A 13184-nucleotide genomic window follows, 5' to 3' on the forward strand; every position below is an offset into this window, starting at 1 on the left:
GGAGCGGGCGCTAAGCGGTCCGCTGGATCCGGATTTCCGGCATCTTGTCGTCGTAGAAAGCGACCCGCTCCGTGAGCTCGAGGTGCTCGTCGTACGGATCCTCATAGGTCCAGACGGCGTCATCGAGCTTTTCGCCGCCCACCTTCAAATTGAAGTAGCGGGCTTCTCCCTTGAACGGGCAGCGCGTGGTCGTCGCGGATCGCTCCAGTAGATCCATCTTCACATCGGCGCGAGGAAAATAGTAACGGGCCGGATAGCCGTCCTCTTCGACCTCGATGACATCCTTGGAATCGCCCACTGTCTCACCATTCACCACCACTTGCATTCTATCGGCGAGATGCCGCTCGCTGATCTTGTGGCTGGGATGCTTTGCGTGTCCGGGGGATCTGCTCATGATGCCGCCGCTCGCGTGGTTTCAGTCTCCCTCAGCGCCGGTCTGTCCTGAGTTCCGCGCCGCGCTTCGATGAAGTTCTTGAAACGCAGCAGATCCTGGTCCATCTGGTGTTTCGGATCGCGTCCCAACAGTTTTGCGACCGTATGACCCAGCGCGTTGCCAGGGGGACAGTAAGACATGCGTACGTGAACACGCGTGCCGTCCTTACCAGACTCGAACCGCATGACCCCGGAAGACGGAATCGAAGCGCCCGGCATGGTACGCCATGCGAGCAACTCGCCAGGGAGATCTGCGGTGATCTCCGATTGCCATTCGAGGGTCTGGCCTGGCGCACCGTCCACGACCCAGTGATAGTGCGAATCGTCGATCTTGCGCACCTCCCGGACGTGACTCATGAAACGAGGCAGGCCCTCCAGATTGCGCCAGCATTCGTACACTTCCTGCGCTTCCGCCGCGACGTGAATCGACTTCTGCACATGCACGTCATCCGATGCATCCGTGCGCAAACCTATCAGGTGCGATAGCGGCGCGTTGCAAATGCTACGGGCCAGTAGCGCAGCGCCCGCGGCTGCCATTCCATATCTCGCGGGCGTGCTTCGACCGAGGCTCGCAGCGAGCAAACCTAACCCGGCAACTCCCGCGAGCGCCCGTGGAGCCGGCGACCAGTTGACCTGTTGGAACTCGAAACGCCCGGAATTCCTCGGGCTGCCGCCTTGTAACGCAGATATGTGCGTGGCGTTTGCATGCGCACGCATTTCATCCAGGACCTGGTGGACGCCGCGTACATGCAGGACACCGCGGATGATCGTGTCCAAATCGTCGATCAGGATGTCTCCACGCAGGCGCACGATGCGATCGCTACAAGTAACATCGATCGCTCCCGGATGAGAGGTGAGTCGACCGAGCGCCGCGCGCACGCGCGCCTCGATGATCCGATCGTCGGCCTTGTCCCTGTGCAGCCTCGCCGCCGACCGCTCGAAAAATCCACGCGTGCGCTGCCGGGCATCGCGGCCCACTTTGCCGATAAAAGCGGACGACTGGTGGGCCAGATGAGTGAGTTGATCGCGCAGCAAAGCGCGGCGCCGGCCGCCAGAGCGCGGATCGAATAGGAATACCGCACCTGCCGCGGTCATGACGGCCACGACGCCAATTCCGAAAGAGCCGATGCGGCTCCCGTTCGAGCTTGAGTGCCTCATTTGCTCCACCTCTTTGCAGTCGTTGCCGCGTTTCGAAGGCTCATTCACCGGGAATCGCCGAGCGTGAAGGGGAGTTCCGAGGTCAAGGGGGACGTTGAGTATCGGACAGCCCTTAATAGGAGCGCGGGCATCTGCGATCGGAGGTTCTCCGGGCCCGCGTCGGCCGATTGCGCTCGATCGGGGACCGTGCCAACCTCCGCGCCATGGTCCAGGTCCAGCTCACGCGACATCTGTTCGCCTTCTTCCCGCAGCTCGAAGGACAGACGCTCGAAGTCGAAGCCACCGACGTGGCCGGCGTGGTGCGCGCGCTGGAAGCGCGTGCGCCGGGCCTTGGTTTCTATCTATGCGACGAGCGTGGTCGCCTGCGACCGCACGTCAATATATTTATTGGTAACGCGTTGATCCGCGACCGACGCCAGTTGAGTGACGCGGTGAAAGCCGGCGACAAAGTGTCCATCCTGCAAGCATTGAGCGGAGGCTAGGCATGAGCGGCAAGACAGTCTGGGTCGCAACGCGCAAAGGAACATTCAAGGTCGAGAAGTCCGCGGGCCCTTGGCACGCGGCGCTGGTCGGGCATTCGGGCATCGGCGTGAACTACGTCGCCCGCGATCCGAAAACAAACCGCCTGTGGGCCCTGCTCGGTCATGGCCACTGGGGCGCCAAGCTCTCGATCTCCGATGACGACGGCGCGACCTGGCGGGACAACCCCGCTCAGGTGAAATATCCCGAAGGTGCACGCTACATCGGTCAGGACATGTACGAGGACGCCGCGAGCGAATTCGGCGTCGGCTGGAAAACGACGATTCGCAACGCCACGCTGCTGAAACTGTGGGTCATCTCCTTTGGAGATAACGGCTCGATCTGGATCGGCACAATCCCCGGCGGCCTGTTCGAGAGCCGCGACGGTGGCGCATCGTTCGAGCTCAATCGGCCGCTATGGAATCACGAGTCGCGTGGCGGAGACTTGTTCAACGGCGACGGCACCGGCGAAACGAAGTGGTTCGGAACGCCGGCATCCGAGGGCGGCGAGTTCGCGCCGGGCATTCATTCCATTGCGATCGATCCGCGCAATCCCAAGCGGCTGCTGATTGCGATCTCTACCGCGGGCGTGCTCGAAACCAGCGACGGCGGCAACACCTGGCGCAGCCGTAACAAGGGCATGACCATGGATCACAATCCCGATCCGGAAGCGGAATGGGGCCACGATCCGCACGTGATCGAGCTGTGCCGAAGTTCGCCCGATCACGTCTGGCAGCAAAACCACGCCGGCGTCTTCTACAGCGACAATGGAGCGGAGAACTGGCGCAAGGTCAGCGCGCCCAGCGAGGGAGTGCATTTCGGCTTCCCCGTCACGGTCGACGCGAACAACGGCAAGGTCGCGTGGCTCGTCCCCGGACGCTCCGATGCACAGCGCATGGCTATCGATGGCGGCCTGTTCGTCGCGCGCACTGACGACGGCGGCGCGAGCTGGCGACAGCTACGAAAGGGCCTGCCACAGGAAAGCGCGTACGACGTCGTCTACCGCCACGCTCTCGATAATAACGACGATCTCGTCGCGTTCGGCTCGACCACTGGAAACCTCTATCTGAGCGAGGACCGCGGCGAAAGCTGGACGGCCGTCAGTCACAACCTGCCGCCGATCTACGCGGTGCGGTTCGGATAGATAAACGAAGACACAGTCGCGCAGCGCTGCAGCTCCTGCCTCATTCGGGCATAGCCCGTGGCGTTGGGATGCAAACCATCTTCCGAGAACGCTGCATCGAGATGACCTGCGGCATCTACCAGCGCGCGATGGTAGTCGATGAAGTCGATCTGCCGCGCGGCTGCGAATTCAGCCAGCCAGGCGTTGATTGCGACGATAGCGGACGGATCACGATGCACGGGGTGCGCGGGATTCACGGGCGGAAGCGCACCGAGACACAGCGCAATCCGTCGCGCTTGAGCGATGTCAGCCATCGCGGTCACGTTTCGGACGATCCTCTGCCTCGCGCTTTCCGCAACGCTGCCGGCATCGCCGACATAACTGCGCAGATCGTTGGTGCCGCACAAGAGCACGATGCACGCAGGCTGCAAGGCGATGGCATCGTCTTCGAATCGCAGCAGCAGCTGTGAGCTGTTCTGCCCACGGATGCCTCGGTTGATAATCGCCGCCGATTCGCTCTGTAACGCGGCGAGGTCCGTCCAGAATTCGGTGATCGAGTCGCCAATGAAGACCAGGCGCGGTCGGCGGTCTTCACTGGCGAGCAGCGAGCGATTCGCCTCGCGGTACACGGACACTTCCGCCAGGTCACATTGCTGCATCAGCCACTTCGCCGCGAAGTCGCGCAGCGTGTAGTCGCCGATGTCGACGCCGTCGCGCGGCGGGTTCAACAACACCATGATCAAAAGTTAGCGGTGAAGCCTAACGTATAGCGAGTATCGTTCACCGACGAAGCCGTCAGCCGCGACCAGGTGCCGTTGTACTGCCGAGTGATGGCCTTGTTCAGATTGACGGCGTCGAGCGTGAGTTTGATCTTCTCCGACAAGGACACCGACGCCGTGGCGTCGAGCTGCCCGTACTCATCTTCATAACGCGCGCCACCCAACGCGGCGCTATCCAACGAAGCGAGGAACTTGCTCCGATAGGTGTACGCGATGCGCACCGTGAACAAGTCGTTCTCGTAATAACCCACAGCGTTGTAACTGTCGCGGGACAGGTTCTGCAGCGGCAGCGTACCGCCGCCCAACGGGTTCTGAATCGGCGTCTCGCTATCGGCGTACGTGTAGTTCGCCAGCACACCGAAGCCATCGAACGGCGCTGGCAGGAACTTGAAGGCGTGCTGATAGCCGACTTCGAAACCTTCCACCGTGCCGCCCGTGCCATTGCGAGGACGGTTCACTTGGAACAGCCCGCTCGGGTTCACCGCCGTGGGCGGATAACCGTCGATGGTCTCGCTGCTGGTGGTCGAGATGATGAACGTGCTGATGTCCTTGCGATACAAAGCCAGCGACAGCAGGCTGGCGTCGGCCATGTACCACTCGATGGTCGCGTCGTACTGATCCGCCTCGATGGGTTTCAGATCCGGCGAACCCGCGGATGCGGTGAAGTTCGTGAGTGACACCGTGATGCCCGGCGCCACATCGCGCAGCGCCGGTCGGGCAACGACCTTGGACGCCGCGAAACGCAGCAGCAAATCATCCGTCAAGTTGAATGAGATGTTGCCGCTCGGCAGCCATTGCGAGAACGTCTTGGTCAACTCCGTCGGCGTGACGGTCACGCCAGCCGGACCGGTAGCCACAGAGTTACCGCGAGCCGTGCGTCGCGTCGAAACAAAGCGCACGCCGAGGTTGGCGACGTACGGCACGGAGAACAAATCGCCTTCGAAGTTCGCGCGCACATAGCCCGCCGGCGTTCGCTGATCGACACTGCGCTCGGCCGCCGGCACACGCGCCGGTGGACCCAATCCCACGTCAGCCCTCGCCTGAGCGACGGACAACACGTCGCCGGTCAGAAAGTAGCGAGGGAAGTCGCCATTCGCCTCCGAGAAGAAATCTCCGCTCAGCTGATTGTTGTAACTGACGGCGGGCAGCTCATCCAACGTGACGATACCGTCGCGATTGCGATCGGCCACGGCCAGCAAGCTCGCCACGCCGGGCGTGGACTGCGGATCCTCCGATTGCAACTGGATGTCTTCATATCGCGCACCGGCTTGCAGGCTGGTGAGCGCGCCCCACCCCGCATCGAAGGTGACATCGAAGCGCCCGTCATAACCGCGATTCTCCGAACGCGCCACCCCGTCGAACACCGAGAACAGCCGATACTGCGACGGATCGTCCCGATTGAAGTTCGAGCTCAGCGAATAGTTGGGGAAATTGCGATTGGCGCCGAAATCGTAAGTCACATCCACGGTGTTGCCGTCCCTGGGCACGATCACATAGGTGAACGGCGCGCCGGTCGACAGGCCGGCCTGGTTCTCCGAACCTTCGCCTCGGCTGTAGGACACGTCGGCGGAGAGCTTGAAGCGCCCTACTTCGCGCTTGGCCGACAGACCGAAGTTGTAGCTTTCCAGATCCGAGGGCGCATCGTACGCCAACGGCCGCAACGTGATTCCTCTCAACGTCGCGCGAGACACGGTGCCATCTGGCAACACTGCCGTGCTTCCAGCGACGTCATTATCATTCAACAACAGCTGGTAATAGGCGAGATCGCGTTCGCGCTCGAGACGAGAGTAGGTGCCTTCCAGAATGACTTCCGTCGCGTCATCGGGCCGCCATTGCAAAGCGCCGGTCGCGGTGCTGCGATCGTCCGAGCGCTGTTCGATCTGCGAGCTGATGCGGTTGGGACGAAACAATCCGGGATCGTCGACGCCGTCGCCATTGCCATCGATGGCGTTGGTGCGCACCCAGCCGTTGGTGGTGAGCCCCTCGCCTTGCGCATGCACGCGCGCATAAGCCAGGCCCAACAACGCACCGAAGGTCCCTTCACCGAAGGACTTGGAGATCGTTCCAGAAGTGCGATAACCGGTTTTGTCCGCCTTGTCGCCGTAAACCACCTGCGCTCGCGCGGAAAGCAGGTCTTCGCCGTCGAGCGGCCGTCGCGTCTTCAAGTTCACGGTCGCGCCGATGGCGCCTTCGACCAGATCCGCGGTCGGCGACTTGATCACCTCGATCCCGGAAAGAATTTCCGGATTCACCGTTTCGAGCGCCGGCGTGGCGTCCTGGGTCGGACCGACGAACGTGCGTCCGTTGATCTCGATGCGATTCAACGACAGGCCGCGCACGGTGAAGCCGCTGCCCTCGCCGTCCTTACGAGAGATATTGATACCCGACACGCGCCCCAAAGTTTCGGCGACGTTCTGATCCGGCAACTTGCCGATGTCTTCGGCATTGACCACGTCAACGATGCTGGAGGCGTCCCGCTTCGCTTCGATTGCCGCGGCGATGGACTGGCGCAAGCCCGTGACCACCACCTCTTCGACGCTGTCTTGACTGCCCGCCGCCGGCGGCGTGCTGCTGGTTTGTTCTTGTGACATCGCCATGTCCGCCGCGAGCAGCGCGACCAGTGACGTACCCAACAGCGATGCACTCGCTTTGATGCTCATGCTTGAAGCCCCCCGCAACTTGTCGATCGTTCTTCGATGCCGTCGCCGGCATCACTGTTGTCGCATATAAAAATGTTTCTCACGCAAAAGCAATACAGTTACACTCTCGACCGCGAACTGGCTGAGAAACAGCCTCCAATACGGATTTCATCGTCATAGATGAAAGTTTCTGGTGAGAATTTCTCATCCATGAAAACCACCGGCGACGAGTGCGCGGACGCTGCGCAAACCGTTCGCGACAATGAGAGCGAGATCGAGGGGGTCGATGAGATGGAAGCGGTACCTGCGACTGCGGATGAATCAGCCCGACCGGCGCGCTACGCCGTTCCGGCGCTCGAGAAAGGCCTGGAGATTCTCGAGCTGCTGGCGAGCTCGCCCAATGGCCTGAACCTCACCACCATCGCCAGCTCGCTGGGGCGTTCCACCGGCGAGATCTATCGCATCCTGCAATTTCTGGAAGCGCGCGATTACATCGTCCGCGATCGCAATAGCGACAGCTACTCGCTGTCGATGCGTTTGTTTCATCTCTCGCATGAGCATCCGCCGTTGCGCACGTTGGTCGCCGCGGCGGTTCCAGTCATGGAAGAGCTGGCCAGCGCCGCCGGCCAGAGCTGTCACCTCGCGGTGTTGAGCCGCACGAACATCACCATCGTGGCGCAGATCGATTCGCCCCTGCCGATTCGCTACTCGGTTCGGCTCGGCGCGCAGTTTCCAGCCACTGAAACCAGCTCCGGCATTCTGTTGTGCGCGTTCCTCACCGATACCGCGCGACGCACCCTCTTCTCGCAGCTCGCGCAAGTGATGGACGAAGGTTCGTTACAGGCATTTCAAACCAAGCTCGGCGAAGTGACTTCACACGGTTACGAGGAACGACCCAGCCTGCGCATTCCAGGCATCGTCAATTACAGCTTCGCCGTGCGAGACCGGCACGGCCATGCGATTGCCGCACTTACCGTTCCCTATCTGCCCCAACGCAACAACTACGCGCCACCCGACGCGGTCCGCGACATGGTTGCTGCCGCGGCGGCCAAACTGTCCGCCGCGATCGGATTTCGCGACGGCTCAGCCGCCTGAGCCCGCCGCATAGACTCGAGGACTCCCGTGCCGACACATGACATGAATTTGGCCGCAGACGCTTCCGCTGATTTCCGCCGGGCCCTGCTCCAAGCCGATCCCAGGCTCAGTCGTTTCGATCCGTTGCCGCGGATCATCACTTTCGATGATTTCGATCGAGGTCACTGCGGCTGGACTTCGTTGGTCGGCAATTACGAAGGCTCGCTGGACACGCTGCTGCCCGGCTATCGCGGCCTGACCGGCCCGATGCTGTCCACGCTCAGTCACTGGGACACCGGTTCGCATGGTTCCCACGATGGCAGCTACGCGTTGAAGCTGGCCACGCGCCCGCAACGGGACGCGTTGAGCGTCGGCATCAAACGGCTGACCTTTCGCAAGCCCGGGCCGATCCGACTGGAGATGTATTTCACGTTCAAGCCCGAAGCGACCGAGCTGATGCTGTCGGATCGCGACGTGAAGTCGGTGGGTTTCCTGTTCGATCTGCAAATGAGCGATCGTGCCGGCCGTGCCGGTCAGCGAGTGATGCCTCACTTGCGGTATTTGAATTCGCGAGAAGGACAGTTGCAGCAGAAGTGGCAGTTCAAGCACGGCGCGCCGACGATCCAGGACATCGGTAACGCCGCCGAAACCGTCAGCCACTTTCATCTCGGCGATAACGACTGGCGGGACCTGCCCGAGGGCGGCCAGCGGCTGTGCTACAACGAGATCGCCACCAAGGTGAACTGGCATTACCTGCGTTTCGATTTCGACATCGCCTCCATGTCGGCGCTCTCCTTCCAATGCAACGATCGAGAGTTCGACCTCGGGACGTTCGAATCGCTGCGCATGCCGGCGATGAAAAATCTCTGGTGCATGCTCAACGTCGCCCTGTTCGCGCAGACGGACGCAAACAAACGCGCCTTTCTGTATGTGGACTCCGTCTGCCTGTCGGGGGATTTCTAAGTGCTGCGCGAAAGCTCCACCACCGTCGTCGCCCGCAACGAAACCTGGCGCGGCGACAGCGCCACCGAGCCGCTCGAAGCCGGCTGGGCCAGCGAGGCGGTTTTTTTCATCCGCGCTCTGCGAGCGCCTGTCGGCCCCATGCCGAAGCTGTTCGTCGAGATTTCTCCCGATGGCATGCATTGGGTCCGCGAAGGCGCGTGCGTGGCGATGCCCACCCAGGAAAATGGAGTCGCAGTGGTGCGCGTCGCGCACTTCGGTAATTGGTTACGACTGCGCGGCGAATTACCGGAAGGATCGGAGTGCGTGGTCCTGGTGACGGTGCATCTCAAATGAACATCGATACGTCACCGCCGCGCCACACCGTGCTCGCGGACGGCCTGTTGTTTCCAGAAGGTCCGCTGGTGGATCGCTCCGGCGATATCTGGTGTGTCGAACTGCGCGGTGGCGCGCTTTGCCGCATCTCACCGGAAGGCCAGATCGAACGCCACGTGGTTAGCGGCGCTCCCAACGGCCTCGCGCTCGACACCAATGGCGACATCTGGTTTTGCGATTCCGAGCACAACGAGATTCGTCGCTTCGAGACGGCCACAGCGCGTGTTCACAGTGTCGCCGGCTCGGTCGACGGTCACGACCTCGACGCACCGAACGATCTCGCCTTCGATGCCGCCGGCAATCTGCTGTTCACCTGTCCCGGCAACTCGCGTCAGCAACCCACTGGATACGTTTGCTGTCTGTCCCCGAATGGCGCCGTTCGAGTGATCGCCGCGGAGCTGTTGTTTCCTAATGGATTGGCGTTCGCCGGGGACGGCGCTCGCTTGTACCTCGCCGAGACCTATAGAACGCGCGTTTCATATGCGGCTTGGAACGCAGCGTCGCCGCATTCGCTGTCCCTGCAAGCGTGCTTCGAAACACCCGGTCCGATCGGGCCCGACGGCCTGGCGATCGACCGGCAAGGCCGTGTGCACGCTTGTTTGTACAGCGCCGGCGCAGTCCTGATCGCTGACGCCGACGGCAACGTGCAACGAAGCGTGCCTGTTCCTGGCGGCCGTCCCACCAACTGCGCATTCGATCCGCGCGGGCGCTATGGATTGCTCGTGACGGAAGCCGCGAAAGGCACTGTGCTGTCGTTCCCCGATCTCGGTCCGGGCGACGCGCCCTTTCTCGGGCCGCGGCCAGCGCCATGACAGGAGCGCGCTCGTCCCTGCACCGCTGGGAATTAGTCGGACTGCTGTGGGTCGCGTACTTTTTCAACCAGGCGGACCGGCAGATCTTCGGCGTCACCTTGCCGCTGATTCAGGCGGAGTTCGGTCTCACCTCGACGCAGATGGGTTGGATCGCCACCACGTTCACCGTGGTGTTCGGCTTGCTGGTGCCCATCGCCGGACTCGCCGGCGACATCTTTCGCCGTTCGCACATCGTGGTGTTCAGCCTGCTCACCTTCAGCATCGGCACCTTGCTCACCGGCAGCGCCGGCGGATTTCTGATGTTGCTCTTATATCGCGGCGTCGCTACCGGCATGGGTGAAGCGCTGTACGCTCCCGCTGCCAATTCGTTGATCGCCGAGCATCACGTTGCCAGCCGCTCACGCGCACTGGCTGTTCACCAGACCGCGAATTACACCGGCGTGGTCGTCGGCAGTTTGTTCGCCGGATGGGTGGCAGATCATTACGGCTGGCGCGCGACGTTTTATCTGTTCGGATTCTGCGGCTTGGCTTGGGCCGTGATCATCGCGTTACGGACGCGAGGGCAAGCCACGCAGAGCGCGCCTCGCCGACCGCTCAGTCAGGATCTCGCGCTCATGAGTGAGTCGATGCGTGAGATTCTTCGCAGCCCGCCGCTGATCGCGCAGGCCATCGGCTTCAGCGGCCTGGTGTTCGTGCTGGTGGGCTATCTCACCTGGATGCCGACCATCCTCGCGGAAAAATTCAAACTGTCCTTGGCGTCCGCCGGCTTTCAATCCGTCGCCTGGCATCACATCTTCGGCTACCTGGGACTGCTGCTGGCGGGCGTGCTCAGCGATCGCTGGTCGGTGAAATATCCGCGCTTCCGTCTGCTCAGCATGGGCTTCGCATTGGCCATGTGCGCGCCGTGGATTTATCTTTCCGCCACGCTCGACTCGGCGTTCGCCGTCTATTGCGCGTTGGCCACGTTCGGTTTGTTCCGAGGCATCTACGACGCCAATCTGTTCGCGGCGATCTTCGATTGCGTCGAGAACCGTCTGCGCTCGACCGTGACGGGTCTGGTGGTGGCCTGCGCTTACACCGTCGGGGCCGTGGCGCCGCTCATGATGGGCGCGCTAAAAGATCGCTACGGCGTGGAAGTCGGCTTGCAGGCGTTGGCCGCGGCCTCCTTGCTGACCGGACTGATTTTCCTGGCGATCGTGCTCAACACCTCACGATCGTCCTCCCTGGCGGCGGAAGCGTCATGAGCATGAGCACGGCATTGTCGAGTTTCGATCTCCACGGCAAAGTCGCCGTGGTCACCGGCTCCACTCGCGGCATCGGCTGCGCCATCAGCGAAGCATTGGGCGCGTCCGGCGCGGCAATCGTCGCGCATGGCACGGATCGCAACGAAGTGGATGCCCGAGTTTCTGACTGGTCCGCTCGTGGCTGGCGCGCTGCTGGATGCGTCGCTGATCTTGCCGTTCCGAACGGGGTGCGAGAACTGCAACGCTCTGTCGAGAGCGTCTTCGGCGCAGCCGACATTCTCGTCTTGAACGCCTCGCTCGAAATCATCCAGCCCTGGCGAGAAGTGACCGACGAAGCGATGCTTCGCCAGGCCCAAGTGAACTTGCATGCCACAGTCGCGCTCATCCAGGCTCTTCTCCCGGCGATGAGCTCGCGCGGATGGGGACGTATTCTGGCCATCGGTTCGGTGCAAGAGGACCGCCCGAATCCCGGGCATTTGTTTTATTCCGCCACCAAGGCGGCGCAAACCAGCATGATCCTCAACCTCGCTCGCAACGAGCGCGCGCCCGGTGTGACATTCAACGTGTTACGGCCCGGCGCGATCCTCACGGATCGCAATCGTTCGCGGCTGGCCGATCCAGCGTTCGAAGCGAGCGTCATAGAACGCATCCCTTCCGCACGCATCGGCATGCCTACCGATTGTGCTGGCGCCGCTCTGCTGTTGTGTTCGGAAGCGGGCAGCTATATCAACGGCGCGGTGCTAGCCGTGGACGGCGGAATGCGCCTGTAGATCAGCTCACTCACGTCGGCTAGCAATGTTTCTATTGCTCTGCCGCAGTTTGCTGCAGCGAATTTTTTAGCTGTGGTTTATCTGATTCTTAGGGGAAATACTCACCGACGCCGTCGAGGGCTCATTCTGCGATATCCCTCTCAGAATGCAGCGCCCGCCGCCGATTGAATACACGCCGCCTGAAAGACGCCAGCGTGGAATCAAAAGAAACATCGGCGAGGGTCCCGTATGCGTAGCGGCGCGATTTGCTCCGTGCTCCTGTTGTGGAGCCTGTCTGGTCATTGCGACGAGAATGAAACTCAGCATTTCGATGCGTTTCCGTACTACGTCGATTCTGATGAAGATCGCGGCGTCGCAGGTCGAGGCGCCGGGCTGCGCGGCGCGTTCGGCTGGATTCTGAGGGACCAGTGGTCGGCGGAGTTGCAAGGCTTCGCTTCGGTGCTCGAGACGGATCTGCCCGGTGGCACCGATTACTATCAACTCGGTGTCGGAACGGATCTCGTGCGCTCCTTCGGTCAGCGCAGCCGCGTGCACCCATTCGCGCTCGTCGGTGTGGGCGCTGTTTATGACGATGTGTTGCCCGACCGGGACGACAGCATCAATCCCTTCGTCAACGCTGCTCTCGGGATCGCCAGCGGCGGCTTGACCGAAAGCGGGCTTCGGCTGCGCGGCGAGGTTCGTTACATCTACGATGTGTTCGACAGCGATCGTCGTTTTGGCGACTGGCACGTCGGCATCGGGCTGAGCGTCCCTCTCGGCAGAGTGCGCGAGCGAATCGTCGAAGTCGAGCGCGAGCGCGTCGTGATCAAGGAAGTGCCATTGGTCACCGTGACGCCACCGCCCGCCGACAACGATCGGGACGGCGTGGTCGATTCCCAGGACGATTGCCCCAACACTTTGCCGAACGCGAGCGTTGACCGCCGCGGATGCATGCGTGGCGCCCAGACCATCACGTTGCAAGGCGTCCACTTCGAATACGCCTCCGCCATTCTTACCGAGCATGCACGGCGGACGCTGGAAGGTGTCGCACGCGCGCTGTACGAGCAGCCGGATGTTCTCGTGGAGATTGCCGGTCACACCGATGGCCGCGGCTCCGACACTTACAATCTCAACCTGTCGCGCTCGCGGGCGGAATCGGTTCGCGATTATCTGGTTCGGCCTGGCGTCGAGAACGTTCGATTGCGCGCCAACGGCTATGGAGAAAGCCAGCCGGTTGCATCCAACGATACCGAGGCCGGGCGGGCGTTGAATCGCCGGGTCGAACTCCGCGTCCGCGGTAATAACTAATCGGAGCGCGGC

The 13184-nt window shown here is 62.0% G+C and carries 14 protein-coding genes; 10 read left to right on the plus strand and 4 right to left on the minus strand.

What is annotated here, in order from left to right:
• Positions 1-10: 10 nt before the first annotated feature.
• The gene (locus VGD45_RS30270; protein WP_331159137.1) at positions 11-394 is read right to left on the minus strand and encodes a DUF427 domain-containing protein; all 384 of its coding nucleotides are present in this window, start codon (positions 392-394) and stop codon (positions 11-13) included.
• Positions 391-969, minus strand: coding sequence for an SRPBCC family protein (locus VGD45_RS30275; protein ID WP_331159138.1), 579 nt, complete (start codon positions 967-969; stop codon positions 391-393). Before VGD45_RS30275 ends, VGD45_RS30270 begins: the two co-directional genes overlap by 4 nt.
• Before the next feature lie 168 nt (positions 970-1137).
• Between VGD45_RS30275 and VGD45_RS30280 the strand changes: the two genes are divergently transcribed.
• The 3 genes from VGD45_RS30280 to VGD45_RS30290 all read left to right on the plus strand — a co-directional run bounded on the left by VGD45_RS30280 (position 1138) and on the right by VGD45_RS30290 (position 3253).
• Positions 1138-1503, plus strand: a complete 366-nt coding sequence (locus VGD45_RS30280; RefSeq protein WP_331159139.1) for a hypothetical protein — start codon at positions 1138-1140, stop codon at positions 1501-1503.
• Between the two features lie 290 nt (positions 1504-1793).
• A complete protein-coding gene (locus VGD45_RS30285; protein ID WP_331159140.1) occupies positions 1794-2072 on the plus strand; it encodes a MoaD/ThiS family protein in 279 nt (92 codons plus the stop codon).
• A gap of 2 nt (positions 2073-2074) precedes the next feature.
• Positions 2075-3253: a hypothetical protein gene (locus VGD45_RS30290; RefSeq protein WP_331159141.1), complete on the plus strand. Its 1179-nt coding sequence runs from the start codon at positions 2075-2077 to the stop codon at positions 3251-3253.
• On the opposite strand, the gene VGD45_RS30295 is transcribed toward VGD45_RS30290, so the two are convergent.
• Complete coding sequence (locus VGD45_RS30295) at positions 3232-3969, minus strand: GDSL-type esterase/lipase family protein (RefSeq protein WP_331159142.1); 738 nt, start codon at positions 3967-3969, stop codon at positions 3232-3234. The two genes, VGD45_RS30290 and VGD45_RS30295, sit on opposite strands and share 22 nt — an antisense overlap.
• A gap of 2 nt (positions 3970-3971) precedes the next feature.
• On the minus strand, positions 3972-6671 hold the full coding sequence (locus VGD45_RS30300) for a TonB-dependent receptor (RefSeq protein WP_331159143.1): 2700 nt from the start codon (positions 6669-6671) through the stop codon (positions 3972-3974).
• A gap of 189 nt (positions 6672-6860) precedes the next feature.
• Between VGD45_RS30300 and VGD45_RS30305 the strand changes: the two genes are divergently transcribed.
• From VGD45_RS30305 to VGD45_RS30335, 7 genes are all read left to right on the plus strand, one after another.
• Entirely contained in the window at positions 6861-7745 is an 885-nt protein-coding gene (locus tag VGD45_RS30305) for an IclR family transcriptional regulator (RefSeq protein WP_331159144.1), read from the plus strand.
• 42 nt (positions 7746-7787) lie between these two features.
• The gene (locus tag VGD45_RS30310; RefSeq protein ID WP_331159145.1) at positions 7788-8687 is read left to right on the plus strand and encodes a DUF6772 family protein; all 900 of its coding nucleotides are present in this window, start codon (positions 7788-7790) and stop codon (positions 8685-8687) included.
• A complete protein-coding gene (locus tag VGD45_RS30315; RefSeq protein ID WP_331159146.1) occupies positions 8688-9020 on the plus strand; it encodes a hypothetical protein in 333 nt (110 codons plus the stop codon).
• Positions 9017-9871, plus strand: a complete 855-nt coding sequence (locus VGD45_RS30320; RefSeq protein WP_331159147.1) for an SMP-30/gluconolactonase/LRE family protein — start codon at positions 9017-9019, stop codon at positions 9869-9871. The genes VGD45_RS30315 and VGD45_RS30320 overlap by 4 nt, the downstream gene beginning before the upstream one ends.
• Positions 9868-11115 (plus strand): MFS transporter, encoded by a 1248-nt coding sequence (locus VGD45_RS30325; protein ID WP_331159148.1) that lies wholly within the window; start codon positions 9868-9870, stop codon positions 11113-11115. Before VGD45_RS30320 ends, VGD45_RS30325 begins: the two co-directional genes overlap by 4 nt.
• Positions 11112-11885, plus strand: coding sequence for an SDR family oxidoreductase (locus VGD45_RS30330; protein ID WP_331159149.1), 774 nt, complete (start codon positions 11112-11114; stop codon positions 11883-11885). The genes VGD45_RS30325 and VGD45_RS30330 overlap by 4 nt, the downstream gene beginning before the upstream one ends.
• 228 nt (positions 11886-12113) lie before the next feature.
• Positions 12114-13172 carry an OmpA family protein gene (locus tag VGD45_RS30335; protein WP_331159150.1) on the plus strand — a complete coding sequence of 353 codons (1059 nt, stop codon included), beginning with the start codon at positions 12114-12116 and terminating at the stop codon, positions 13170-13172.
• The last annotated feature ends 12 nt before the right edge of the window (positions 13173-13184 follow it).

The organism is Steroidobacter sp., from assembly GCF_036402275.1.
Lineage (GTDB): Bacteria > Pseudomonadota > Gammaproteobacteria > Steroidobacterales > Steroidobacteraceae > Steroidobacter.

What these genes read in the sequence shown, in the direction of transcription:
- VGD45_RS30305 (WP_331159144.1), top strand. Translation starts at nt 6,861, where the DNA reads ATGAAAACCACCGGCGACGAGTGCGCGGACGCTGCGCAAACCGTTCGC.
- VGD45_RS30275 (WP_331159138.1), bottom strand. Translation starts at nt 969, where the DNA reads ATGGCAGCCGCGGGCGCTGCGCTACTGGCCCGTAGCATTTGCAACGCG.
- VGD45_RS30320 (WP_331159147.1), top strand. Translation starts at nt 9,017, where the DNA reads ATGAACATCGATACGTCACCGCCGCGCCACACCGTGCTCGCGGACGGC.
- VGD45_RS30270 (WP_331159137.1), bottom strand. Translation starts at nt 394, where the DNA reads ATGAGCAGATCCCCCGGACACGCAAAGCATCCCAGCCACAAGATCAGC.
- VGD45_RS30285 (WP_331159140.1), top strand. Translation starts at nt 1,794, where the DNA reads ATGGTCCAGGTCCAGCTCACGCGACATCTGTTCGCCTTCTTCCCGCAG.
- VGD45_RS30300 (WP_331159143.1), bottom strand. Translation starts at nt 6,671, where the DNA reads ATGAGCATCAAAGCGAGTGCATCGCTGTTGGGTACGTCACTGGTCGCG.
- VGD45_RS30325 (WP_331159148.1), top strand. Translation starts at nt 9,868, where the DNA reads ATGACAGGAGCGCGCTCGTCCCTGCACCGCTGGGAATTAGTCGGACTG.
- VGD45_RS30280 (WP_331159139.1), top strand. Translation starts at nt 1,138, where the DNA reads ATGCGCACGCATTTCATCCAGGACCTGGTGGACGCCGCGTACATGCAG.
- VGD45_RS30295 (WP_331159142.1), bottom strand. Translation starts at nt 3,969, where the DNA reads ATGGTGTTGTTGAACCCGCCGCGCGACGGCGTCGACATCGGCGACTAC.
- VGD45_RS30335 (WP_331159150.1), top strand. Translation starts at nt 12,114, where the DNA reads ATGCGTAGCGGCGCGATTTGCTCCGTGCTCCTGTTGTGGAGCCTGTCT.
- VGD45_RS30290 (WP_331159141.1), top strand. Translation starts at nt 2,075, where the DNA reads ATGAGCGGCAAGACAGTCTGGGTCGCAACGCGCAAAGGAACATTCAAG.
- VGD45_RS30310 (WP_331159145.1), top strand. Translation starts at nt 7,788, where the DNA reads ATGAATTTGGCCGCAGACGCTTCCGCTGATTTCCGCCGGGCCCTGCTC.
- VGD45_RS30330 (WP_331159149.1), top strand. Translation starts at nt 11,112, where the DNA reads ATGAGCATGAGCACGGCATTGTCGAGTTTCGATCTCCACGGCAAAGTC.